Source organism: Xenorhabdus griffiniae (assembly GCF_015163655.1).
In the GTDB taxonomy this organism is placed as follows: Bacteria; Pseudomonadota; Gammaproteobacteria; order Enterobacterales; family Enterobacteriaceae; genus Xenorhabdus; species Xenorhabdus griffiniae.
On the sequence record NZ_JADEUF010000066.1, the window covers coordinates 1 to 22,347 of the forward strand.

Annotated in this window: 20 protein-coding genes and 3 pseudogenes; 4 read left to right on the plus strand and 19 right to left on the minus strand. The window is 43.9% G+C overall.

Going from position 1 to position 22,347, the window contains the following annotated elements:
* Positions 1-93 (plus strand): IS1 family transposase (locus tag IQ211_RS11615; RefSeq protein WP_228011597.1); only part of this gene is annotated, 93 nt, incomplete at its 5' end.
* A 204-nt stretch (positions 94-297) separates the two neighbouring features.
* Here IQ211_RS11615 and IQ211_RS11620 read toward each other — a convergent pair.
* A pseudogene (locus IQ211_RS11620) lies at positions 298-470 on the minus strand (lysis system i-spanin subunit Rz); the annotation flags it as partial.
* Between IQ211_RS11620 and IQ211_RS20145 the strand changes: the two are divergent.
* Positions 390-596, plus strand: a complete 207-nt coding sequence (locus IQ211_RS20145) for a hypothetical protein (RefSeq protein ID WP_399478090.1) — start codon at positions 390-392, stop codon at positions 594-596. The pseudogene IQ211_RS11620 and the gene IQ211_RS20145 overlap by 81 nt on opposite strands.
* 227 nt (positions 597-823) lie before the next feature.
* Here IQ211_RS20145 and IQ211_RS11625 read toward each other — a convergent pair.
* The 3 genes and pseudogenes from IQ211_RS11625 to IQ211_RS11635 all read right to left on the minus strand — a co-directional run.
* Positions 824-1,049: pseudogene (locus tag IQ211_RS11625) on the minus strand (transposase); the annotation flags it as partial.
* Between the two features lie 92 nt (positions 1,050-1,141).
* Entirely contained in the window at positions 1,142-1,693 is a 552-nt protein-coding gene (locus IQ211_RS11630) for a FlhC family transcriptional regulator (protein ID WP_189759638.1), read from the minus strand.
* Positions 1,690-2,298, minus strand: a complete 609-nt coding sequence (locus IQ211_RS11635; protein ID WP_189759639.1) for a transcriptional regulator — start codon at positions 2,296-2,298, stop codon at positions 1,690-1,692. Before IQ211_RS11635 ends, IQ211_RS11630 begins: the two co-directional genes overlap by 4 nt.
* Before the next feature lie 315 nt (positions 2,299-2,613).
* Between IQ211_RS11635 and IQ211_RS11645 the strand changes: the two are divergent.
* Positions 2,614-2,802 (plus strand): annotated as a pseudogene (locus tag IQ211_RS11645) (transposase); the annotation flags it as partial.
* A 63-nt stretch (positions 2,803-2,865) separates the two neighbouring features.
* On the opposite strand, the gene flhA reads toward IQ211_RS11645, so the two are convergent.
* The 3 genes from flhA to IQ211_RS11660 all read right to left on the minus strand — a co-directional run bounded on the left by flhA (position 2,866) and on the right by IQ211_RS11660 (position 7,669).
* On the minus strand, positions 2,866-4,953 hold the full coding sequence (flhA, locus tag IQ211_RS11650) for a flagellar biosynthesis protein FlhA (RefSeq protein WP_189759640.1): 2,088 nt from the start codon (positions 4,951-4,953) through the stop codon (positions 2,866-2,868).
* Complete coding sequence (gene flhB / locus IQ211_RS11655; protein WP_189759641.1) at positions 4,946-6,097, minus strand: flagellar biosynthesis protein FlhB; 1,152 nt, start codon at positions 6,095-6,097, stop codon at positions 4,946-4,948. Before flhB ends, flhA begins: the two co-directional genes overlap by 8 nt.
* A gap of 195 nt (positions 6,098-6,292) precedes the next feature.
* Positions 6,293-7,669 (minus strand): alanine/glycine:cation symporter family protein, encoded by a 1,377-nt coding sequence (locus IQ211_RS11660; RefSeq protein WP_189759642.1) that lies wholly within the window; start codon positions 7,667-7,669, stop codon positions 6,293-6,295.
* A gap of 317 nt (positions 7,670-7,986) precedes the next feature.
* Here IQ211_RS11660 and IQ211_RS11665 point away from each other — a divergent pair, with 317 nt between their 5' ends.
* Complete coding sequence (locus IQ211_RS11665) at positions 7,987-8,559, plus strand: recombinase family protein (RefSeq protein WP_189759643.1); 573 nt, start codon at positions 7,987-7,989, stop codon at positions 8,557-8,559.
* Between the two features lie 104 nt (positions 8,560-8,663).
* Here IQ211_RS11665 and cheZ read toward each other — a convergent pair whose 3' ends face one another.
* From cheZ to flhD, 12 genes are all read right to left on the minus strand, one after another.
* A complete protein-coding gene (gene cheZ, locus IQ211_RS11670) occupies positions 8,664-9,320 on the minus strand; it encodes a protein phosphatase CheZ (protein ID WP_189759644.1) in 657 nt (218 codons plus the stop codon).
* 9 nt (positions 9,321-9,329) lie between these two features.
* Positions 9,330-9,719 carry a chemotaxis response regulator CheY gene (cheY, locus tag IQ211_RS11675; RefSeq protein WP_189759645.1) on the minus strand — a complete coding sequence of 130 codons (390 nt, stop codon included), beginning with the start codon at positions 9,717-9,719 and terminating at the stop codon, positions 9,330-9,332.
* A gap of 80 nt (positions 9,720-9,799) precedes the next feature.
* The gene (locus tag IQ211_RS11680; RefSeq protein WP_189759646.1) at positions 9,800-10,852 is read right to left on the minus strand and encodes a protein-glutamate methylesterase/protein-glutamine glutaminase; all 1,053 of its coding nucleotides are present in this window, start codon (positions 10,850-10,852) and stop codon (positions 9,800-9,802) included.
* On the minus strand, positions 10,845-11,732 hold the full coding sequence (cheR, locus tag IQ211_RS11685; RefSeq protein WP_189759647.1) for a protein-glutamate O-methyltransferase CheR: 888 nt from the start codon (positions 11,730-11,732) through the stop codon (positions 10,845-10,847). Before cheR ends, IQ211_RS11680 begins: the two co-directional genes overlap by 8 nt.
* A 6-nt stretch (positions 11,733-11,738) precedes the next feature.
* The gene (locus tag IQ211_RS11690) at positions 11,739-13,370 is read right to left on the minus strand and encodes a methyl-accepting chemotaxis protein (RefSeq protein WP_189759648.1); all 1,632 of its coding nucleotides are present in this window, start codon (positions 13,368-13,370) and stop codon (positions 11,739-11,741) included.
* A 56-nt stretch (positions 13,371-13,426) separates the two neighbouring features.
* Positions 13,427-15,130 (minus strand): methyl-accepting chemotaxis protein, encoded by a 1,704-nt coding sequence (locus IQ211_RS11695; RefSeq protein ID WP_189759649.1) that lies wholly within the window; start codon positions 15,128-15,130, stop codon positions 13,427-13,429.
* 179 nt (positions 15,131-15,309) lie between these two features.
* Positions 15,310-15,807: a chemotaxis protein CheW gene (cheW, locus tag IQ211_RS11700; RefSeq protein ID WP_189759650.1), complete on the minus strand. Its 498-nt coding sequence runs from the start codon at positions 15,805-15,807 to the stop codon at positions 15,310-15,312.
* A gap of 4 nt (positions 15,808-15,811) precedes the next feature.
* Positions 15,812-18,040, minus strand: a complete 2,229-nt coding sequence (gene cheA / locus IQ211_RS11705; protein WP_189759651.1) for a chemotaxis protein CheA — start codon at positions 18,038-18,040, stop codon at positions 15,812-15,814.
* 6 nt (positions 18,041-18,046) lie between these two features.
* On the minus strand, positions 18,047-19,060 hold the full coding sequence (gene motB, locus IQ211_RS11710) for a flagellar motor protein MotB (protein WP_189759652.1): 1,014 nt from the start codon (positions 19,058-19,060) through the stop codon (positions 18,047-18,049).
* Positions 19,061-19,062: 2 nt separating this feature from the next.
* Complete coding sequence (gene motA, locus IQ211_RS11715; protein WP_189759653.1) at positions 19,063-19,944, minus strand: flagellar motor stator protein MotA; 882 nt, start codon at positions 19,942-19,944, stop codon at positions 19,063-19,065.
* A gap of 134 nt (positions 19,945-20,078) precedes the next feature.
* Positions 20,079-20,660 (minus strand): flagellar transcriptional regulator FlhC, encoded by a 582-nt coding sequence (flhC, locus tag IQ211_RS11720; protein ID WP_189759654.1) that lies wholly within the window; start codon positions 20,658-20,660, stop codon positions 20,079-20,081.
* Between the two features lie 2 nt (positions 20,661-20,662).
* Positions 20,663-21,013, minus strand: coding sequence for a flagellar transcriptional regulator FlhD (gene flhD, locus IQ211_RS11725; protein WP_189759655.1), 351 nt, complete (start codon positions 21,011-21,013; stop codon positions 20,663-20,665).
* Between the last annotated feature and the right edge of the window lie 1,334 nt (positions 21,014-22,347).

The following is a 22,347-nucleotide window of genomic DNA, read 5'->3' on the forward strand; positions in this document are numbered from 1 at the left end:
AGACTGACTCGCAAGACCTTATCTTTTTCAAAATCCATAGAAATGCATGACAGAGTCATTGGGTATTATTTGAACATTCGTCACTATCAATAAATTGGAATCATGACCCAAAATCACTTCAGTCGTTTTCTGTAACAATACATCACGAGGCATTGCCATAATATTGGAAATTGTGTGCCGATACTGCCCCATACCTCCTCCTACATTTAACAGCTATTTTTTTTGCAGATACAAACGTACACCAGAAATAATACTTTATAACACCAGTTTCAGCGTATGCCAGCCTAATGTATTCCAACACTCGGCTTTGATACACAGCCTGCGACGACCAGCGGCAATATCAGCGCGAAGAGTGTCAATTTCAGTTTGGCATTGGCGATTTCCTGAGTGTGTTTGGTGTCCAGCTCATACAGCATTTCAATGTGCGCGTTCTGGTAGGTGATGGTATCAGTCAGTTGCTGAATTTCAGTTACCTGACGTTCATTGACCTGTTTCTGTTCTGCGTACTTTCCGCTGAATTTAAGCTGGAAGCGGTTCAACAGGTTGTTAAGATCGCTCGTTCACTGGGGATTGATGCCAGCACCCTGGGAAAATAATGGGATCGCCAATACCAGGCCGAAATACAAGGAATTATGCCTGTGGGCAAAGCACTAACGCCCGAACAACGCCAGATACAGGCATTAGAAAAGCAGGAGTGAAATAGAAAAAATCGGAAGATGAGTATTGATGATGAAAGCTGCAAACCCCGTTATATTTTCAACCAGGTTTGTTAGCGATCGGTAATAGCGGTAGCCCTGACGGCTTGTGGTGGTATAGATCAGGGTTTCTTCACCAGTTGCGGTTCGAAGGAGCCGTCACGATCGCATGGGGTTCGCGGTTCTAATGGCCCATCTCCTGTGGTGACTATCTTTGTCGAGTAGCCGTTGTGGGCATCGGAGCCGGCCTTGGGCTGATTTTTTCAGTAAGCCATCGAACTAGCTGAGATTTTCAGGGGTTTCAAGATTTTTTGCCAGTTCGTTAGCCAAAGCATTTAACTGTTTATCATCCATAAATCAACCTGTTTTTGATGCTGGATTGAACATGTCAAAATCAGGCAGGTAAACAAATTTCTAAACAGGCCCCCGAAAATGTCATAGTCTACTCATGTACACTCTTTCTCCCCACCACCATGCCTTTCTTGTTCCTTGCAAAACGGACATGCAACGCAGGTTCTTTGATTAACAGAGGTAAAGTACGTGCATTTACATTTGTTGCACTCCTCTAGCATTGCGTCCTCACTTTGCAACTCAGAAGCAAGACACCAGGCGTCAGTAATATCAAACGGAGTCCATCTTGCTCCTTTCATGCCAGGTACTTCTTTGCGGATAGCGTGATACATTCTGAACGCTTTATTTAAGGCTTTGATGTTCACTGCCCGCAATGCGGCTTTACCACCAATATTGTAGTAGAGCTGCATCAGTAGTGATGCCTGGATTTTTGATGTGTGGTTATGGATTAGTGTCGCTCCACTACGGAATGTCCTAGATTTTCGTTCCAAGGTGTATCCATCTCGCGCCAGCTCCTGGTAAAGCCGTCTAACCTGCTTATAAGTAAGGCCAGTTTCGATCATTATAATTCTTGTGATGTATCCGGCCAGAGCCATGTGTCTAGCTGTGACCCAACGACCTAATGTTCCTGAGTTGCCAATTTTCATTTCCACTTCCTACGTCTCTGTAGAGACTGTTGCAGTTTTTTCAGTACCGGGTGTGTTACCTCGTTCCGGTTGTCATCGAGAATTTCTTCAATAATGCTCGGAGCAAAGCGCAACGTGAAATGTGTCACTGTTGTTACAGACATGTGACGCAACTGGCTGTCTGTTGCCTGCGCCACCAGCTCTGCCAGCTTTCTCGATACCCCGAAAACCTCTTTAGCCATTTCAGGGTCCCGTAAAGCGACTCGGTTGAACAAAAGCCAGTAGGCTGCATCAAACTCATCCACGTTATGGTTGATGAACACAACAGGGTCATAGTCTTCGGTCAGTCGAGAGATGATGTTTCGCTCCGAAGTTTCGAGTTTGAAGGAAGTAAGAACACCAGACGCTAACGCTTCCAACTGAGAAGGTGTTGCCAATACCAATTTGTGTACAATGTCCATTCCGAGGGAAAACTGTGTGGCTGCATCCTCTGGACGTTTTTTTGCCAGAGTGCACAATAGATTCCAAAGCGTCAGGTCGAACTCATAGACGTTTCTGTCTGCTTCTTCTTGGTCAAGGTTGGTAGCTCTAACATCCCATTCCCCGATAATATCCAGTTCCAACATACAGTTTCCTCAAAGATCACGAAGGTTGTGGTAGATCGCAAGAACCGACTACCATAGTTTCTTGCGCGGATTTTATCTTCCCAACAATGCCAAACTCCAAGCCATATGGAGATGAATTGATTGCCTCAGATGCACCTCTGCTCCAACCATTACGTTAGTTTCCGGGTCAAGGAGAATCCGTAGGTGAAGAAACCCTGTGCCCATTCCAGCGGATGCTAACCTGCATGAACCCCACATCAATGTGATGTGGTTCAATAATTTTGGTCACCGTCATAGAGGTGATACTCTCACTTCAACAATCAAACAGGTGACATTATGCAAAGACGTCTCAGTCCTGAATTTAAACCGGAATCAGCCCAGCTAGTCCTTGACCAAAATTACAGCGTGAGAGAAGCCGCTCAGGCAATGAATGTGAGTAAGTCTGCGATGGGATCCTGGGTTCACCAGTTAAAGCAGGAGCGACTTCAATATGTGTGTACTTTCTCCCCACTTCGCGGGGAGAAATCATGTTTCATATCGTGTTGTAAATTGCAACTTAAAGTTTAATGCGTATATCCATTATTTTTTCTACCTCGCACCCCCAATCGTTGCCGTCATTCTGATTTGACGATTGTCAGTGATTTCAAGGTTGGACAGTACAACCAATCTAGGCAATACACGACGTAAGAAACGAGACAACAGTGGACGAAGTGCATGGTTGACCAATAATACCGGTGGTGCTCCCAACATTTCCTGACGCTCCAATGCCTCTGCCGCCTGACGTTCCAAACTTTCTGCCAAACCTGGCTCCAGTCCGCCGCCATTTTGCAGTGCCTGTAGCAGCAATCTTTCCAACCCGGCATCCAAGCCAATCACTTTGATTTCATCCGCATTCGGGAACCATCGCTGGGCAATCGCCCTGCCAAGCGCGATTCTAATCATGGCCGTTAATTCATAAGGATCTTTCTGTACCGGCGCATGTTCTGCCAGTGTTTCAACAATGGTACGCATATCACGGATCGGCACTTGTTCCGCCAGCAAGTTTTGCAAAACTTTATGCAAGGTTGTCAGGCTCACGACATCAGGAATGAAATCTTCCGTCAGTTTCGGCATTTCCTGACTGACGCGCTCAAACAATTGCTGCGCTTCCTGTCTGCCAAACAGTTCACTGGAATGCTGGGAGAGCAAATGGTTTAGGTGAGTTGCAACAACCGTGCTGGCCGCTACGACAGTATAGCCTTGCACTTGCGCCTGTTCTCTTAAACTGTCATCAATCCAGACAGCAGCCAGACCAAAAGCAGGATCTGTCGTCAAGTCACCTTGCAATTCGCCCACCGCACCGCCCGGATTAATCGCTAACCAACGTCCCGGATGGGCTTCACCACGCCCAATTTCTACGCCTTTCATCATGATACGGTAGCTGGCTGGCGCCAATTCAAGGTTGTCACGAATATGTACAACGGGTGGCAGATATCCCACTTCTTGCGCGAATTTTTTACGAATACCGCTAATACGGCCCAGCAATTCACCGTTTTGGCGGAAATCCACCATTGGGATCAAACGATAACCCACTTCCATTCCCAGTGGATCTTCCAGTTGCACATCAGACCATGAGGCTTCTGCGGTTTGTTGTTGCTCTTCCACCGCTTTCATCTCTTCATGTTGTGCCACAAGCGGATTTTTGTCCTTACGCAATAGGAAATAGCCCACGCCCGCCAAGGCTGCCGTAAATAACAAAAAGACGAAATTAGGCATTCCCGGCACCAATCCAAGCAGGCCGAGTACACCCGCACTCAACATCATTACCTTTGGATTGTTGAAAAGCTGGGTCACCATTTGCTGACCAACATCTTCATCTGTCGCTACGCGCGTTACGATAACACCTGCCGCTGTGGAAATAATTAATGCAGGTAACTGAGCAACCAAGCCATCACCGATGGTCAGCAAAGTATAGGCTTCTGCGGCATCCCCCAAAGACAAACCGTGTTGAGCAACACCAACAATCAAGCCACCAATGATATTAATCACCAATATCATCAAGCCGGCAATCGCATCGCCACGTACGAATTTGCTCGCACCGTCCATTGAACCGTAGAAATCCGCTTCCTGTGTCACTTCGGCACGACGCTTTTTAGCTTCATCTTCGCCAATTAAACCAGCGTTTAAATCAGCATCAATCGCCATCTGTTTACCTGGCATTCCATCCAATACAAAGCGCGCACCGACTTCTGCAATACGCCCCGCACCTTTGGTAATGACCATAAAGTTAATCAGGATCAAGATAACGAAAACCACGATACCAATGGCAAAATTACCACCAACCAGGAAGTGACCAAAAGCTTCCACGACTTGCCCTGCCGCCGCAGATCCCGTATGTCCTTCCATTAAGATAATTCGTGTGGAAGCCACATTCAGTGACAGGCGTAGTAAGGTTGAAAACAGCAAAATGGTCGGGAATGCGGCAAAATCCAGCGTCCGGCGGGTAAACATTGCCACCAGCAGGACCATGATAGAAAGCGCGATATTGAAAGTGAACAGTAGATCAAGCAGGAATGGTGGCAACGGCAGTACCATCATTGACAAGATCATGAGGATCAGAACAGGCCCCGCAAGCATTTGCCACTGGGAGCCTTTTATATTCCCCGATAAACGTAATAATGAGGCCAGATTAGCCATGACGATTATTTTCTCCAGCAAAATCCAGTGCTGGCGGCACTGGCAGATTTTCAGGTTTTTTCGGTTTCAGGCCACCTTCCTGTTTCCAACGTTTCAATTGGTAAACCCAGGCAAGCACTTCTGCGACAGCAGCATATAATGCCGCAGGAATAAAGCCGCCAACCTCAGCATGGCGAAACAACGCGCGTGCCAAAGGTGGAGCTTCCAGTAATGGAATGCGATTTTCCGCACCAATTTCTTTAATGCGCAAGGCAATGAGTCCTGTCCCTTTTGCCAATACTTTGGGAGCACTCATTTTTTTGCTGTCATACTGCAAGGCAACAGCGTAATGAGTCGGGTTGGTGACAATGACATCCGCTTTCGGCACATCTGCCATCATGCGCTTACGCGCAGCCGCTCGCTGTTGTTGACGAATTCTGGCCTTTACATGTGGGTCCCCTTCTTGCTCCTTAAATTCATCCTTGATCTCCTGACGGGTCATTCTCAATTTTTTCAAGTGGCTGCGGATCTGATAAAACACATCAAACGCTACCATGGGTATCAACATAAATAAGACAATATAACTGGCAAAAATCAGCATCATCATGGCATCGCTCAAGGCTATCAGCGGATGTTGAGCAGACAGATTGAGCATAGTAGGCCAATTAAGCCAGATAAACAGGGCTGCCCCCCCTCCTACCAGTGATGCCTTCAAAATGGCTTTGAATAATTCCGCCAATGCATTCATGGAAAAAATTTTCTTCAAGCCTGAGATGGGATTCAACTTGGTCAAGTCAAATTTGATCGATTTTGAGCTAAATAACAGCCCACCCATCAACGCTGGCGCACTGAGAGCAATTAAGACCAATCCAATAAAAACCGGCAGTAACGCCCAAACCGCTTGTTTCAGTAACCGACCAACTTGTTGCACCATCTGTTTGTCGTTACTGACCATGTTATGGTCGAAATTGAATCCTTCAAATACCATCAGGGAAAGTTCATGGGTCATCGATTGTCCGCTCATCCAGAGCAAACTTACCCCTCCCGCTAACATCAGGATTGAGGTGAGTTCTTTAGAACGCGCAATTTGCCCCTCTTTGCGAGCTTTTTCCCGTTTATGGGGCGTGGGTTCTTCGGTTTTTTCGAGATCGCTATCTTCAGCCACAGCTTTCCTTGGTGAGCGTTCGTGATTACATGCAGAAAATTTGCCTTTAGGAAAGGGCAAATAAAATTGTGTTAAGCATGACAAAAGCCCAGAAATTCAATGGCGGGAACACTGCAAAATTTGCGGGGATATTTGGGGCATTATGACAACTATTTTGCATTGAGATGGCCAATAACAGCCATCTCAATGCGTTTTTTAATCTATTTTAACTGGTGCCTTAATATCAATACTATCAGCATTAACATCGCGGATATGATCTTTCGTCAGGCGATAGACTACCGGACTAAGAAAGGCAATGGCTATCAGGTTGGGGATCGCCATCATGGCATTAAGAGTATCTGCCAGCAACCAGACAAATGTTAGCGACTGAGTGGCGCCAATCGGCAACGCAATAATCCAAACGATACGGAAAGGTACTATGGCTTTTGGCCCCAATAAATATTGGATACATTTCTCACCATAAAAACTCCATCCCAAAATGGTTGTAAAGGCGAAAATAGCCAAAGCAACAGCAACGATATAGTTGCCTCCCGGGATCACGGTTGAGAAAGAAGCGGCAGTTAGAGTTGCGCCCGTTTGGCCTGTCAGCCAGCCACCGGTAATAACAATGGTTAAGCCTGTTACGGAGCAGACGACGATCGTATCAATAAAGGTTCCCAGCATGGCAATCAAACCCTGACGAATGGGGTTTTGGGTTTTTGCCGCGGCGTGAGCAATAGGCGCACTTCCCATGCCTGCTTCGTTAGAGAATACGCCGCGGGCGATACCAAAACGGATCGCCGCCCAAACTGCTGCACCAGCAAATCCCCCCTGCGCCGCAACAGGCGTGAAAGCAGATTTGATGATTAAAGCAAATGCATCGGGAATAGCTGTAAGATTGAGCGCCAAAACAATAATCCCTGCCCCAAAGTAACCGACAGTCATAATCGGCACTAATTTACCAGCGACATCAGAAATGCGTTTGATACCGCCAATTAACACGGCACCCACCAAAACGACCAAGATACCGGCCGTGATGGTTTTTTCAATACCAAAGTTACTTTGCAATACGTCAGCGACAGAGTTGGCTTGTACGGTATTGCCGATACCAAAACCCGCAATACTGCCGAAGAAAGCAAAGAGTGTTCCCAGCCACACCCATTTTTTACCCAAGCCGTTTTTGATGTAATACATCGGACCGCCAACGTAATTACCGTTTTTATCGGTTTCACGGAAACGTACCGCCAAGACTGCTTCTGAATATTTCGTCGCCATGCCCACCAATGCGGTCATCCACATCCAGAACATAGCTCCGGGTCCGCCCATCACAATGGCTGTCGCCACTCCCGCGATATTTCCAGTCCCGATTGTCGCTGACAATGCAGTCATTAGCGCGTTAAACGGTGAAATTTGACCTTCACCTCGTTGTTCATTTTTTTGAAAGAGTAATTTGAACCCCGTACCTAATTTACGGATCGGTAAGAAGGACAAGCGGATTTGCATGAAGATACCAATCCCCAAAAGCCCAATTAGCATGGGAACACCCCATACTACCGCGTTTAGTGCAGATAACCATTGTGTAATTAATTCCATATACACCCTCGGCATTTAACATAACAAGTTGGTAACAAAATTATTTCAATTAAATAAAGAGCATTTTGAGAAAATAAGCGAGGGTTATTTGAGTATCTTTGGCAAGAAAAAATTGATACTGTGAGTTGAGTCACTCGTTATGGTTATGCTTTATCAATCTTATTGATAATCATTCTTCTTACATCATTGATTCTGATATCTCACTGCCAAATCCAAATTTTTATCTTGCCATTAAATAAATTAAAGGTTTTTTATAGTGAATAAATGGGTATTATTTGCTTTTCACATAGTTTCTAGCATGACTACAGGATTATCGAGTGGCAAGAGTTGGTTACATCAGAGTGTCAACAAATGACCAAAATAGTGATTTACAAAGAAATGCGTTAATCAGTATTCACTGTGAGCTGATTTTTGAAGACAAGATCAGCGGGAAGACGGCTAATCGTCCTGGGCTAAAACGTGCCTTAAAGCATCTTAAATCTGGCGATACACTGGTGGTTTGGAAATTGGATCGGCTGGGGCGTAGTGTGAAGAATCTGGTCACCCTGATTTCAGAACTGCATGAACGCGGAATTCATTTTCAAAGCCTGACTGACAGTATTGATACCAGTACGGCAATGGGAAGGTTTTTTTTCCATGTAATGAGTGCACTGGCAGAAATGGAACGTGAGCTGATTGTAGAAAGAACCAATGCTGGACTAGCCGCAGCACGGGAACAGGGGCGCATTGGTGGACGGCCAGTGGTGTTTACCGAGGAAAATCGACAACAGGCCGCCAGGTTACTGAATAAAGGGCATAGCCGGAAGCAGTTGTCGATTATTTACAATGTATCGTTATCAACAATTTATAAGTATTTACCCGTCGGGAAAGTGGTTATTTCCTCTGCATGACCTGAATTAATGTCATCGAAGCAGGCGCTTGAGCCAGCCATCCGGCTCACCCAAGCGCAACCAAAATATAAAGATTCCGTTCGTTAAAGCTCTTACTCTCGTTATCAAAAACCTAAACTATCCAATAAATCATCAACCTGTGCCTGGTTGCTAATCACACCAGTCCCATTCTGGTTAACTTGAGGGCCGTTAAGAAGACTGTCGTTCTCTTTTTTCGCTTTAGCCATCTGGTCGGATGGCATATTTTCCATTAATACCATGACCAACTGTTTTTCCAACTCCTGAATAACTTCCATCATCCGTTTAATTACCTGCCCAGTAAGATCCTGAAAGTCTTGCGCCATCATGATCTCAAGCAATTGTGTGTTGGTAAATGAAGTATGATCAGGTACGAGATTCAGATAATTTCTCGTGTCCGTTACCAGTGAGCGAGCATCGGTCAGATCCAAATTCTTCGGATTTGCAAACCATTCATCCCAACGTTGGGTTAACGCTTTTGCTGATGCTTCCAATTCGTTCTGACGGGGCTGTGCGACTTCAACGCAGTTCAACACCCTTTCAGCCGCTTGTGCCGTCATTTGAACAACGTAATTTAATCGCTCTCTTGCATCTGGGATCGCCTCAGCCGCCTGAGCGATGGTTTGATCCAATCCCAGTTCACGTAAACTATCGCGCAGCATTCTGGTTAACTGCCCAATACGGCTGATTATCTCACTGGTTGAGATCGCCTCACTTCTCGGCATGACTGGATTCTCACTCATTTTGTCTCCTTAGAGCCCCAATTTTTCAAATATTTTATTGAGTTTCTCTTCCAAAATAGCCGCAGTAAACGGTTTCACAACATAACCGCTCGCTCCGGCTTGGGCTGCTGCAATAATGTTCTCTTTTTTTGCCTCCGCCGTTACCATCAGGACAGGTAAAGCTGCCAGTTTTTCTTCACCGCGGATCGTTTTCAACAATTCAAGGCCATCAATATTTGGCATGTTCCAGTCAGAAATAACAAAATCAAATTCGGCAGTGCGGAGTTTAGTCAATGCTTCTACCCCATCCTGCGCTTCATCTACATTGTTGAATCCCAATTCTTTCAGTAAATTACGTACAATTCGACGCATAGTTGAAAAGTCATCGACGACCAAAAATTTCAGATCCTTACTTGCCATAAAAACTCCTTGGAATTTCACTTATCCAGCAGCACAGCGCTGCAAAAATTAACATCAAATACAACTACCAAATACAACGACTAAATACGAACCGATTGCCCCGCACTGATTTTGGCCAGCATAGTTTTACTGATTTTTTGAAGATCCATGACTTCATCCACCGCCCCTAACTGAATAGCAGCCCGTGGCATACCAAAAACGACACAACTTTTTTCGCTTTGGGCTAATGTGTAAGCGCCTGCCTGCTTCATTTCCAGCAAGCCGGCAGCACCATCATTACCCATACCGGTTAAAATAACGCCTACCGCATTGCGCCCGGCATATTTAGCAACGGAACGGAAGAGGACATCAACGGAAGGACGATGGCGATTAACTGGCTGAGCATGGGTTACCATGATTTGATAATTAGCCCCGCTGCGACAAAGTTCCATATGACGATCGCCAGGGGCAATGTAAGCATGTCCCGGCAGAACACGCTCCCCATCCTCAGCTTCTTTTACCGTTATCTGACTCAGTTTATTAAGTCTTTGTGCAAAAGAACGGGTGAAACCCGGAGGCATATGTTGAGTAATTAATAAAGCCGGACTGGTGATCGGCAGGGGTTGCAGCAGGTTTTTGATTGCTTCAGTTCCTCCTGTCGATGCTCCTACTGCGATGAGTTTTTCACTGGATAATAGTGGCTTGAAATTCAATGGTGCTGTACTTACCGATATCGGCTCTACCGGGCTGATTTTAGCCTGGGCTGCGGCACGGATTTTTTCGGCAATCAGTTCGCTATAAGCTAACATACCTTCACGGATACCCAATTGTGGCTTAGTCACAAAGTCCACCGCTCCCAGTTCCAATGCTTTCAATGTAATTTCCGAACCTTTTGCTGTCAGAGAAGACACCATCACAACAGGCATAGGGCGCAACCGCATCAATTTTTCCAGAAAATCAATACCATCCATGCGCGGCATCTCAACATCCAATGTTAATACCTGCGGATTGTGTTTTTTAATTAAATCACGGGCAACAAATGGATCTGGAGCACAATCGACAACTTCCATATCAGGGTGACTATTGATAATTTCCCGCATGATTTGACGCATTAACGCCGAATCATCCACACAAAGAACAGTTATTTTATTCATGACCCCTCCTTGCCCGACCTACACCGTAAACGGTCTGTCCTTGCAAGTAGAACTCTCGGCTGATTTGAGTGACGTTTTCGGAATGCCCTGCAAAGAGCAAACCATCCGGTTTTAAGAAATTGACAAAACGACGCAAGATCCTTTCCTGTGTCTTTTTATCAAAATAAATCATGACATTACGGCAGAATATTGCATCAAATTTACCTTCGAGTGCCCAATCAGAATCAAGCAGGTTCAAATGCTGAAAACTCACCAACTCAGCAAGTAAAGGTCGAACCCGTGCATATCCTTCAAAGCGACCAACCCCCTTGAAAAAATATTTTTTCTTTTGGCTTTCACTCAAATACTGTAATTCTTCCAGCCGATAAACACCCCGCCTGGCTTTTTCCAGCACACTGGTATCAATATCACTGCCAATGATTTTTATCCGATTTGACCGATGCCCCAGTGCATCACACAAGGTCATTGCAATAGAATACGGCTCCTCCCCCGTTGAAGCAGCAGCACTCCAAACGCGGTATGTTCCGCCATTTTTCCTGCTGGCATGGGCCGCCAAAATAGGAAAATGGTGGGCTTCCCTGAAAAATGCGGTGAGATTAGTGGTCAATGCATTAATGAATGATTCCCATTCTTTACTGTGACTGTCTTGTTCCAGAATCGACAGATATTGACCGAAATCATTAAGCCCCAACAGACGAAGCCGCCTGACTAAACGGTTGTATACCATCTCACGCTTATTTTTTGCCAGTACTATGCCAGCCCGTTGATAGATAAACTGGCAGATGCGCTCAAATTGCGCATCTGACAAAGCATGTCGCTGAAGCATAAAGTTCAGCGACGCAGTAGCATCAGTTTCTGAAGCTATTGAATTGGCTTTCATCTGACCTCAGCGAAGTTGATTTACAACATGCTCATCAGTCATGTTTGATGTAGCGGTCGCCTGATGATCGTACTCATCTTCCAAACTGTCAGGCAGTTCAAATTGAGCAACCGTTTTTACCAACATGTCCGCCTTGTCTTCAAGCGCAGCAGCGGCAGCGGCAGATTGTTCCACCAATGCAGCATTTTGCTGTGTGACTTGATCCATCTGGCTGACGGCTTGAGCAACTTGATGAATACCACGGCTCTGCTCATCAGAAGCAGCCGCAATTTCAGCCATTAAATCAGTCACCTGGTTTACCGATCTAACCAACTCATCCATCGTTTGCCCCGCATTATTCACCAATTCTGAACCCTGGTTAACACGATGGACAGATTCATCAATTAAGGTTTTGATTTCTTTCGCAGCTTCGGCACTACGTTGTGCCAGGTCACGTACTTCACCGGCGACAACAGAGAACCCCCGCCCCTGTTCGCCGGCACGTGCCGCTTCAACAGCAGCATTCAGGGCCAGGATATTGGTTTGGAACGCAATACCATCAATAACACTAATAATGGCGCTGATTTTCTTCGAACTTTTGGCGATTTCATCCATAGTTGCTACAACACTTGTGGTTAATTCGCCACCTTTTGAAGCAGTCTGGGAAGCCGATACCGCCAATTCGCTGGCTTGACGCGCATTTTCTGCGTTCTGTTTAACGGTAACCGTCAACTCTTCCATACTGGCAGCCGTTTCTTCCAATGATGCGGCCTGTTGCTCTGTACGTGAAGATAAGTCCGTATTACCTTGAGTGATCTCTTGAATGCCAGAATACATCTGGTTGGTATTCTCACGCACAGCAGCAATGGATTTAGCTAATGATGCCTGCATGTCACGCAGCTTACGGAAAATATCGCCAATCTCATCATCGGTGAATACGGAAATTTCCTTATCCAAACGCCCTTCTGCTACATCCTGGAAGCACGTTCTCATATTCGAAAACGGTCTGAGCAGGTTACGTTTCATCCACCAATTAGCGGCTATTGAAACAACAAATACCATCAAGATGGCGCCAAAAAACATGGCAATGGATACTTTGTAGTAAAATTTCCCTTCAGAAACTGCTGAGTTAATGTTCGCGCCGAGAAACTGCATATAGTTGTTAAATGCAATTTCCATCTTACGCTGGTAATCTTCTGTAGGTTGATCAAGGAAAGCCTGAAAATTACCTTCATAAAGATAAGTTTTTAGCTCTTTTAATGCGTTGATATATTCTTGATAAGAATGTTCAACCGCAGTTAATAAAGCTGCACCCTGATCGGTTTGCTCCATCCGCGGTAGTGAACTGAATTTGGCAAAATTCCGGTCTGCGTCATTCATTGAGCCTTTGAGTAACGCTTCCATTATCTCTATCTGCGCTTGTGGCTGTCCTACTTTCTGGGCAATTGCGATTTTGTTCAAAGTATTACGCGTTTGCAACAATGCCGACCAACTCAATCCAAGGGTATCTCTCCGTTGAGTTCCCAGATCAATTCTTTCAATATATTCCTGATCTGTATGAATTATTCCCAGAGACAAACCACTCGAAATAATTTGCATAACACAAAACATCATCAGTAACAGATACAAACTGGTTGATATGCGAAGCTTGCCTAACATGTAATCACCTCGTTTAACGGCTGCATTATGCAGCCGTAGTTATCGCTATTATTTTTTTAGAATGTTTCCCAATTAGAGGGATCTTCCACATTGCTGTCTTTCTTCAACACGGAAGGATTTGTTTTATTAGCTGGAGGAGTCGACGATTTTGTCGCCGATAAAACTTCATGTTTTCTTTTCTCAGGCTGCTTCCTTTCTGCCTGCTCCGGTAACTGGAACATTGCAACCGCCTTGGTCAATATCTTGGCCTGCTCTTCTAATGCCGCCGCCGCAGCAGCAGACTGCTCAACCAATGACGCATTTTGTTGTGTAACCCTATCCATTTCGGAAATCGCGACACCAACTTGCGTGATCCCTCTACTTTGTTCATCAGAAGCCGATGCTATTTCCCCCATAATGTCAGTCACGCGGGTAACAGAATCGACAATTTTGTTCATGGTTTCGCCAGCACTTTCTACCTGCAAGGAGCCAGTATCTGTACGATTCACAGAGTCTTCGATTAACGCTTTGATCTCTTTCGCCGCTTCTGCACTGCGTTGTGCCAGATTGCGCACTTCACCAGCAACCACGGCAAAACCACGGCCATGTTCACCGGCACGGGCAGCTTCCACGGCAGCGTTAAGGGCAAGAATATTGGTTTGGAAAGCAATGGCATCAATGACACCCGTGATATCAGAGATCTTACGAGAACTGTCTGCAATTTCATGCATGGTCTGAACGACATTAGCCACCACTTTACCTCCCTGACGGGCGATCTCAGAGGCGTTGTCAGCCAAGTTACTGGCTTGACGGGCATTGTCAGCATTCTGTTTTACTGTCGCCGTCAACTGTTCCATGCTGGCAGCCGTTTCTTCTAACGAAGCCACTTGTTGTTCAGTACGGGAAGAAAGATCGTTGTTACCCGCGGCAATTTCGCTGGTGCCGGTATAGATGGTTTCGGTACTTTGATGAACACTTCTGACCGTATTGATCAGTTCTTCCTGCATGTGTCTCAAGCCAACGGCTAACATGCCCATCTCATTATTGCCAGTTACCGTGATCGCTTGAGTCAAATCCCCTCTTGAGAAGGCTTTGATATTATCCAACAACTTATGCAATGGATTGATCAACGCTTTGCGTAAGCCAATCCAGCTTATTCCCATGACGACAGCCAGCAGAGCCATCACAAAGATCAACGAAGCAATGATATTACTGTAAGTTTGGTCAGCTTCTTCTGCCACCTGGTCATAAAATTTTGAACTTTGGGAAAGATAAAAGTTAAATTCCACATCAAACGCGTTCTGATAATCCGTCGTTTTATGGAGAAAAAACTCTTCAAACTTGTCATGCGCCAGCATGTTATCTAACTCTTTAAGCGCATTAAGATAATCATTGTGAGTTTGTTTTAGACGTTGCAGATGTTCTGGATCATAGAAAGACAATTTTTCAGTCTGTTCATATTTTTCGAAGAGCCGTTCAGCACGGGCAATATTAGCTTTGGCTTCCGCCAGAGCGTCATCAACTTTATAACTCCCTTCAACACCGCGATTTTTCATCATGTACATGATGCCAACACGGTTCAGGTTATTACGGGCTTGCAACAGGTTAACCCAGCTCTCATCCAGATAGATTTGCTGCTCTCGCATTTTATCTATTAAGTCAAAGGCTTTTATATCATTCTTCAACCCTTTGAAGAATAATCCCCCGGAGATAAGTTGCAAAGCACCAAACAATATGATGACTGAGATTAATCCCGTCACTATTTTCATTCGGTTAAACATAACTTCCCTTTTTTTACTAAATTTCTATGCCGATTTTTAGAATTACAGATAGTTATCGGCACACTAAAAGGGAACTTTACGTATAATTCTAAAAATTGATTTTTTACGGTATTTTTTTGATCTAAAACAAAGGGACTACTGATTTTTATTGCAGTAGCCCCAAAACATCAATCTTTACATCAACTTTTGGCGACTGAATCAACTAAAGCCATTTCTTCACTATTGAGAAGCTTCTCGATATCAACCAGAATCAGCATCCGTTCATCAATAGAACCCAGCCCCGTCAGATATTCTGTAGATAAAGTGACCGCAAATTCTGGTGCAGGACAAATCTGATCTTCTTTTAGAGACAGCACGTCAGACACACCATCAACCACAATCCCAACAACACGGTTAAGCAAATTCAGGACAATCACAACAGTGTTGTCGTTATAGGTGACATCTTCCTGTGAGAATTTGATCCTCAAATCGATGATAGGAACGATCACCCCACGCAGGTTGGTGATCCCCTTGATAAAAGCAGGCGTGTTTGCAATGCGGGTAACCTGGTCATAACCGCGAATTTCCTGCACTTTTAATATTTCAATTCCATACTCTTCATCACCTAAGGTGAAAACCAGATATTCCTTTCCGGTCGTTTCCCCCGATAATTTATTAAATTCTTCTATGGCTGACATGATGTTACCTTTTAGTGTGAAATGTTTTGCGCTGAGCCAACTGTTCGTGGTTAAGTTTTTGCAAAGCCGGAATATCAATAATGAGTGCAACGCTGCCATCCCCCATAATGGTGGCCGCCGAAATACCCGGTACTTTGCGATAATTACTCTCTATATTTTTAACAACAACTTGATGTTGCCCCACCAGTTTATCTACCAACAAGGCATAACGGCGTCCGGCACTCTGCACAATAACAGCGATGCCTTTCGTTGGATCAGTGATTCCATTAGGGATATCGAATATGCGATACAGTTCAAGCAGCGGTAAATATTCCCCACGTACCAGCAATAGTTTTTCATCACCCGCCAATGGATAAATATCTTCCTCTTGTGGTTGCAATGAACTCACGACAGCACTCAGTGGCAGGATAAAAACTTCCTCATTGACTCTGACTGACATGCCATCCAGTATCGCTAATGTCAGCGGCAGCAAAATGCGAATAACAGTTCCCTTTCCTGCCTGGAAATTAATCTGAATTTGCCCACCCATATCCTGAATATTGCGTTTGACCACATCCATGCCAACACCACGGCCAGAAACATCAGTTACCACTTCTGCGGTAGAGAAACCGGGAGCAAAAATCAGCATTGCCACTTCTTCATTGCTCATATTTTCACTGACGCTTAAGCCTTGAGATTGTGCTTTTGCTAAGATCTTTTCACGGTTCAGACCTGCCCCATCATCAATAACTTCAATACAGATATTTCCACCTTGATGCTCTGCTGCCAGCGTCAAATTACCCGTCTCTGGTTTACCCGCCGCAAGGCGTTTTTCCGGACTTTCGATACCATGATCAAGGCTGTTACGTACCAGGTGAGTTAGAGGATCGATAATCCGTTCAATTAAACTCTTATCCAGTTCTGTCGAACTGCCAATGAGTGTCAATTCCACTTTTTTATTGAGTTTTCCAGCCAAATCCCGCACCAAACGTGGGTAACGGCTAAAAACGTATTCCATCGGCATCATGCGAATTGACATGACAGATTCTTGCAAGTCACGGGAATTTCGCTGCAATTGAGCCATACAGCTCAACAATTCGCTGTGTTTGGTCGGTTCCAGACCGTTACAATGTTGAGCCAGCATAGATTGGGTAATGACCAATTCACCCACTAAATTGATAAGCTGATCAACTTTTTCTACAGCGACACGAATACTGGATGATTCCGCACGTTGGCGTGGCGATCCTGCTGCCGGGCGTGGTGCTGGACGCCCAACTTCACGTACATCTGTTTTTTTCGGGGCGTCAGTCGGCTGTGGATTGTTTGTAATTGTCGTCTTTGTTGCTGTGATAGTATCTTTTGCTGTATTACTGCTATTTTCTGCCGTAGTTTTTACCGTATCCGTTTTTACGGCTGTATCTACAGCATCACCGCTTACTACGGTTGCATCTTGTTCTGTTTCAGTGTCCGCGCCTTCTGACGGAGACTCATTGGGGGGTAAAAAAGTGATTTGCTCAGGCTCAATGACAAAACACAATACAGCCGTAATATCATCTTCTGTCGCAGATGTGATTAATGAAGCTTCAAGGCTATTGGTAGTCTGTTCTACATCATAAATCTCACCAAGATGCCCCAATTCATCCTTCATTAAACTGACTTCGCGTTCTTTCAAACCAGATAAATGAACACGTATCTGTCCATGATTGGATTTGTCTGTTGAAGTATGCCGCTCTTTTGGCTGATTCTCTTCAGGCTGGACCAATACTGCTGCCTGTTTTTCCTCAACGTCACTTACAACATCTTCTGTGACATGTTCAGCCTGAATCTCAGGGGTTGCTGCAAAAAATTCTTTTTCCCGCTGCCCTTGCTGTAGTTCTAATGCCAGCTGACGCAGTGTCTCGCAGATATAATTGAATGTGTCTTCATCCGGCTCCTGAGAACTTTTATAGGCATCCAATTGTTGCTGCATAATATCTTTCGCTTCTAAAAACAAGTTGATAATGTCAACGGTCAAACGTATTTCATCACGTCTGGCGCTATCGAGCAGATTTTCCAAAACATGTGTGGTCTGTTGCAGTTTGGTAAAACCAAAAGTCGCAGCGCCCCCCTTAATGGAGTGGGCGCTGCGAAATATTGCATTTAACTGCTCATGATCTGGCTCATCGGCATCGAGTAGCAATAAGTGCTGCTCCATATCAGCCAACAGTTCATCTGCTTCATCAAAAAAAGTTTGATAAAACGCGGTAATATCCATCGTTACTTACTCTGTCATCTTATTATCACTCGGCGGTTCAGCCGATGGCTGTTCCGATTTTGCGATTTCATGTTTTATGATCACATGGGATTGTTCGGTGGGTTGCTGAGCCGCCGCTCCCTCATTGGAATCCATTCTGATGACTTCTTGCATATCCATACTATTGTTAGCGGTCATGGCGTTACCGCCACTATTTTCCTGCTCAATCCTTTTTTCTGCCTCTTTATTGAGTACAATAATGCTGATACGACGGTTAACCGGCGCATTAGGATCGATATCTTTCTGCATACTAACCGTGGATGCCATACCCACAACTCGCAGGACTTTGGCTTCATCCAGACCACCTATCAGCAATTCACGCCTTGATGCATTAGCACGATCGGAAGAAAGTTCCCAGTTACTGTAACCCCGCTGGCCGTTAGCATACTGTAAATTATCGGTATGACCAGAAAGACTGATTTTATTGGGAATATCATTTAAGATCGGTGCAATTGCCCGCAAGATATCGCTCATGTAACTTTCGACTTTCGAACTGCCAATCATGAACATCGGACGATTTTCTCGATCGATAATCTGAATGCGTAAACCTTCATCCATCATGTCAATCAATAAATGAGGACGCAGCTCTTTAAGGCGAGGATCGGTAATAATCAATTGATCAAGTTGCTGGCGTAACCGATTTAAGCGGCGAGTTTCTTCTTTAGCTTCAACGATATTAGATTGACGGAAGACTTCTCCATCTTGTTGGAAAATATCATCCCCTCCCCCAGGGATCGGGTTGGTGCTATCGCTGCTTTTCTGTCCCTGATTAATTGCTACCTTTAAAGGGGTACGGAAATACTCAGCAATGCTGGTCAATTCCTGCGGACTGGCTATCGATATCAACCACATAACCAGAAAGAATGCCATCATTGCAGTCATAAAATCAGCATAAGCAATCTTCCATGATCCGCCGACATGGTTCGAATCATGTTTTTTACGCTTCTTTATTCTGACGACAGAAACATTATTCGCTCTCATAATTATTCTTCAACTTCTTGTTGTACAGGGGATTTAACCCGACGAACATGTTCTTCCAGTTCTGTGAATGAAGGACGATCTGTGAGGAATAACGTTTTACGACCGAATTCAACTGCAATTTGTGGTGCATAACCATGCAAACTGGAAAGCAGCGTCACTTTGATGCATTGCATCATTTTGACCTGCTCACTGCTGCGTTGACGAAGGAGTGTTGCCAGAGGGGAAACGAAACCATAAGACAATAAGATCCCAAGGAATGTGCCTACCATCGCATGTGCGATCAAGGCGCCCAATTCTCCTGCCGGACGATCCGCAGATCCCAATGCGTGAACGACGCCCATAACAGCCGCAACAATCCCGAATGCAGGCAGTGAATCCCCTACCATTGCCAAACTCGTCGCGGGTACTTCACTTTCTTGTTCATAAGTCTCAATTTCTTCATCCATCAAGGCTTCAATTTCATGAGGATTCATGTTACCGCTGATGATCAGGCGCATATAATCAGTAATAAAATCCATCAAATACTGATCTTTTAACAGACGAGGATACTGGGTAAAAATGTCGCTTTGGTGTGGATTTTCAATATCTCGCTCCAAAGCCAATAGCCCATGCTGGCGAGACTTGGACAACAGGCGAAACTGCAACGCCATAAGATCCATATACATCGCTTTATTGTATTTTGAGCTACGTAATACTTTTGGTAACACACGCAATGTTGCCTTTATCGCCTTGCCATTATTGCCCACGATAAAAGCGCCAATTCCCGCACCTGCAATAATCAAAAATTCCGCTGGCTGATAAAGTGCGCCCATGTGACCACCGACAAGCAGGTAGCCACCAATTACCGCACCAAAAACCACGATATATCCTAAAAGTACTAACACGCGATATCCTTTAGCTAAGTTGGTGAGCAGATGGGATCTGAACAGGGAGAATCGATAAATGAAGAAGAGTGTGACGACAGGTTACAGAGTTTATAATCAAACCTGTAACCTGAATTTTACTTTCCCATTTAAATTCACATAGCTTGCTGAGCAAATCCATCCAGCAGTTGTGAATTAGTATCGGCAGGTTGAGAGGAAAGTTTACGTTTTTTTACTGCCCGTGAAGGGGGCTGACAAAGACTACAAACAAAGCTATTTACCGGCTGGTGAGCATGTGTGATAAAAGTTCCACCACAACAGCGACATTGTGTTGGCTGTAACATCCCACTGTCAACAAAACGAACCAACGTCCAAGCTCTGGTTAATGCCAGAACAGGCCCTTCTTCACTCGCCGGCGGGCATTGCTCAAGATATAAACGATAGGCTTTGACAACAGCCTCTACGCCTTCACAATGTCCACTTTTCAATAGAAAACGGTAAGCATTGTAGAACATTGACGAATGAATATTTTGTTCCCAAGTCATAAACCAATCCGTCGAAAAGGGGAGCATCCCTTTAGGCGGAGGGCTTCCCCGTAACTCTTTATACAACCGGATCAATCGACCTCTACTTAACTGAGTCTCACTTTCAAGCATCTGCAATCGCGCGCCTAAAGTGATGAGTTCCATTGCCAGCTGAATATCTTTCGCTTCCTGAACAATACTTTTTTCAACCATCTTTATGCTCTTTTCTTGATTGAAGTGTCATCCTGGGCGGATAACTGCCGAAAAAGATGAGTAGACAGTAAGATACCTGTATGAATTTGTTGCAGATCGTCCACCCGCGATTCTTTAGTTAACTGCTGTACGGTTTCGTGGTCTTCAAACCGAAAATGGCAAACCAGTTGGTTTGTTTCAGCTAATTTTACTAACTGAGGCAATGTCAGCTCGGCCAACGTATCAGCCATCGATTCACTAATACCTAAACGGAACATCGCAGATGCTTTCTCATGGTTAATTAGCCGTTGTGCCAAAAGCAAATACGATAAATTTATGTCATAAATATGTTTGAGCAATTCAGCCGTACTCATTTCTATATATCCCGTCCGATTACATGAAAAAATCAAATTAAGTGATCAAAGAATCACTCACGACAAAATTACCAGTAGCATGAGATTCAATAATCTCCGACATAACTGAAATATACATCTTTAGCCAGAGCAGTAACTGTCCTTTGTATTACTCTTGGGATCGCCCAATTTCTAAAATATTTCGGTAATGGGTTGTAAAAGTATTATTGCGTCATCTGGGTAATGCACTTGCCACAATTGATTAAGAATATTCTTAATGCTAATTAACTTTACTCCTGAATCATCAACTTATACAACGGAGAACATATGTCATTTTAAATACTATGTGATCTAGATCACAAAACTAGTACTTTTTATTATGATTCTAGCTCATTAACTATTCAAGCAAAAAAAAACGAGAAATAGTCTACAATTAATAAGTTAAATTATTTAAATAAAAATATTAGGGAGTGTTTTTAGTTTTATACGATCTATTAAACTTATAAATCCAAAATAACGATAAAAAATCTTTCCTTTAGTTAAATTATCAATATTCTAATAAAATTTGCTTCTTGATAATGTAGGTAGGCACTCATCTTCCACTATAACTTGATTTAGATCATAGTCATGCCAAATTTATTAATTAAATGTGAATACTAGTTATTAAAAAGCTATCAGTATGATCATTTTTAGTTTATGATCGCGCCATTTTCAAACAGAAGAAAAAATGCACCCCCTTCTGCTTTGTGCACAAACATCACACAGATCACAAAAATAAGATAAAATACAGTATGATATTGAAATAAAAAAACATCCATATCTTCCCACCTCCGTAAACTCAACTAGCAATGCTTTGCTAAGCAAACAAAATTCAATCCCTTTCGCCATCTATCAAGGATATTTTTTGCCACCACAATCAATAAATTTATCTAAACCAAACAAATACATACACCGCTTGCTTGTGACATAAATTTAACTAAGAGCCTCTTGTTGATTATTCCTCCTCTTTAGTCAGCTCATACGCACAATGAATAAGAAAAATTAATCAATTATTTTCACTTCCATGGTGAAAATGATAAGAATAACAAATGTTTTATGCGGCTTTTCCGCACAGAAAAATCAGCAGTAAAATTCTCAAACAAGATAACTTATTAACCAAAAATTAATTTACTTAAATAACAAAAAATATAAATATAAAATAGCTCCCAAATGCAAATTTGGCAACAGCATATTATCACATAAAACCTAATTAAAAGACGAATAAAGAATGAGAATAAAAACAAATAAAACCAGAGATAAAAACAGATATAAAAAAGCAATCCGTCCCATTTAACTTTGTAAATAAATAGCAATAG

Bases quoted from the DNA above. Each gene is read 5' to 3' on its own strand.
- flhC (WP_189759654.1), bottom strand. From the start codon at position 20,660: ATGGTTGAAAAAAGTATTGTTCAGGAAGCGAAAGATATTCAGCTGGCA.
- cheR (WP_189759647.1), bottom strand. From the start codon at position 11,732: ATGAAAGCCAATTCAATAGCTTCAGAAACTGATGCTACTGCGTCGCTG.
- cheA (WP_189759651.1), bottom strand. From the start codon at position 18,040: ATGGATATTACCGCGTTTTATCAAACTTTTTTTGATGAAGCAGATGAA.
- IQ211_RS11690 (WP_189759648.1), bottom strand. From the start codon at position 13,370: ATGTTAGGCAAGCTTCGCATATCAACCAGTTTGTATCTGTTACTGATG.
- cheZ (WP_189759644.1), bottom strand. From the start codon at position 9,320: ATGAGTGAGAATCCAGTCATGCCGAGAAGTGAGGCGATCTCAACCAGT.
- flhA (WP_189759640.1), bottom strand. From the start codon at position 4,953: ATGGCTAATCTGGCCTCATTATTACGTTTATCGGGGAATATAAAAGGC.
- motB (WP_189759652.1), bottom strand. From the start codon at position 19,060: ATGAGAGCGAATAATGTTTCTGTCGTCAGAATAAAGAAGCGTAAAAAA.
- IQ211_RS11695 (WP_189759649.1), bottom strand. From the start codon at position 15,130: ATGTTTAACCGAATGAAAATAGTGACGGGATTAATCTCAGTCATCATA.
- IQ211_RS11635 (WP_189759639.1), bottom strand. From the start codon at position 2,298: ATGTTGGAACTGGATATTATCGGGGAATGGGATGTTAGAGCTACCAAC.
- IQ211_RS11680 (WP_189759646.1), bottom strand. From the start codon at position 10,852: ATGAATAAAATAACTGTTCTTTGTGTGGATGATTCGGCGTTAATGCGT.
- flhD (WP_189759655.1), bottom strand. From the start codon at position 21,013: ATGAGTACGGCTGAATTGCTCAAACATATTTATGACATAAATTTATCG.
- cheY (WP_189759645.1), bottom strand. From the start codon at position 9,719: ATGGCAAGTAAGGATCTGAAATTTTTGGTCGTCGATGACTTTTCAACT.
- IQ211_RS11630 (WP_189759638.1), bottom strand. From the start codon at position 1,693: ATGAAAATTGGCAACTCAGGAACATTAGGTCGTTGGGTCACAGCTAGA.
- cheW (WP_189759650.1), bottom strand. From the start codon at position 15,807: ATGTCAGCCATAGAAGAATTTAATAAATTATCGGGGGAAACGACCGGA.
- IQ211_RS11660 (WP_189759642.1), bottom strand. From the start codon at position 7,669: ATGGAATTAATTACACAATGGTTATCTGCACTAAACGCGGTAGTATGG.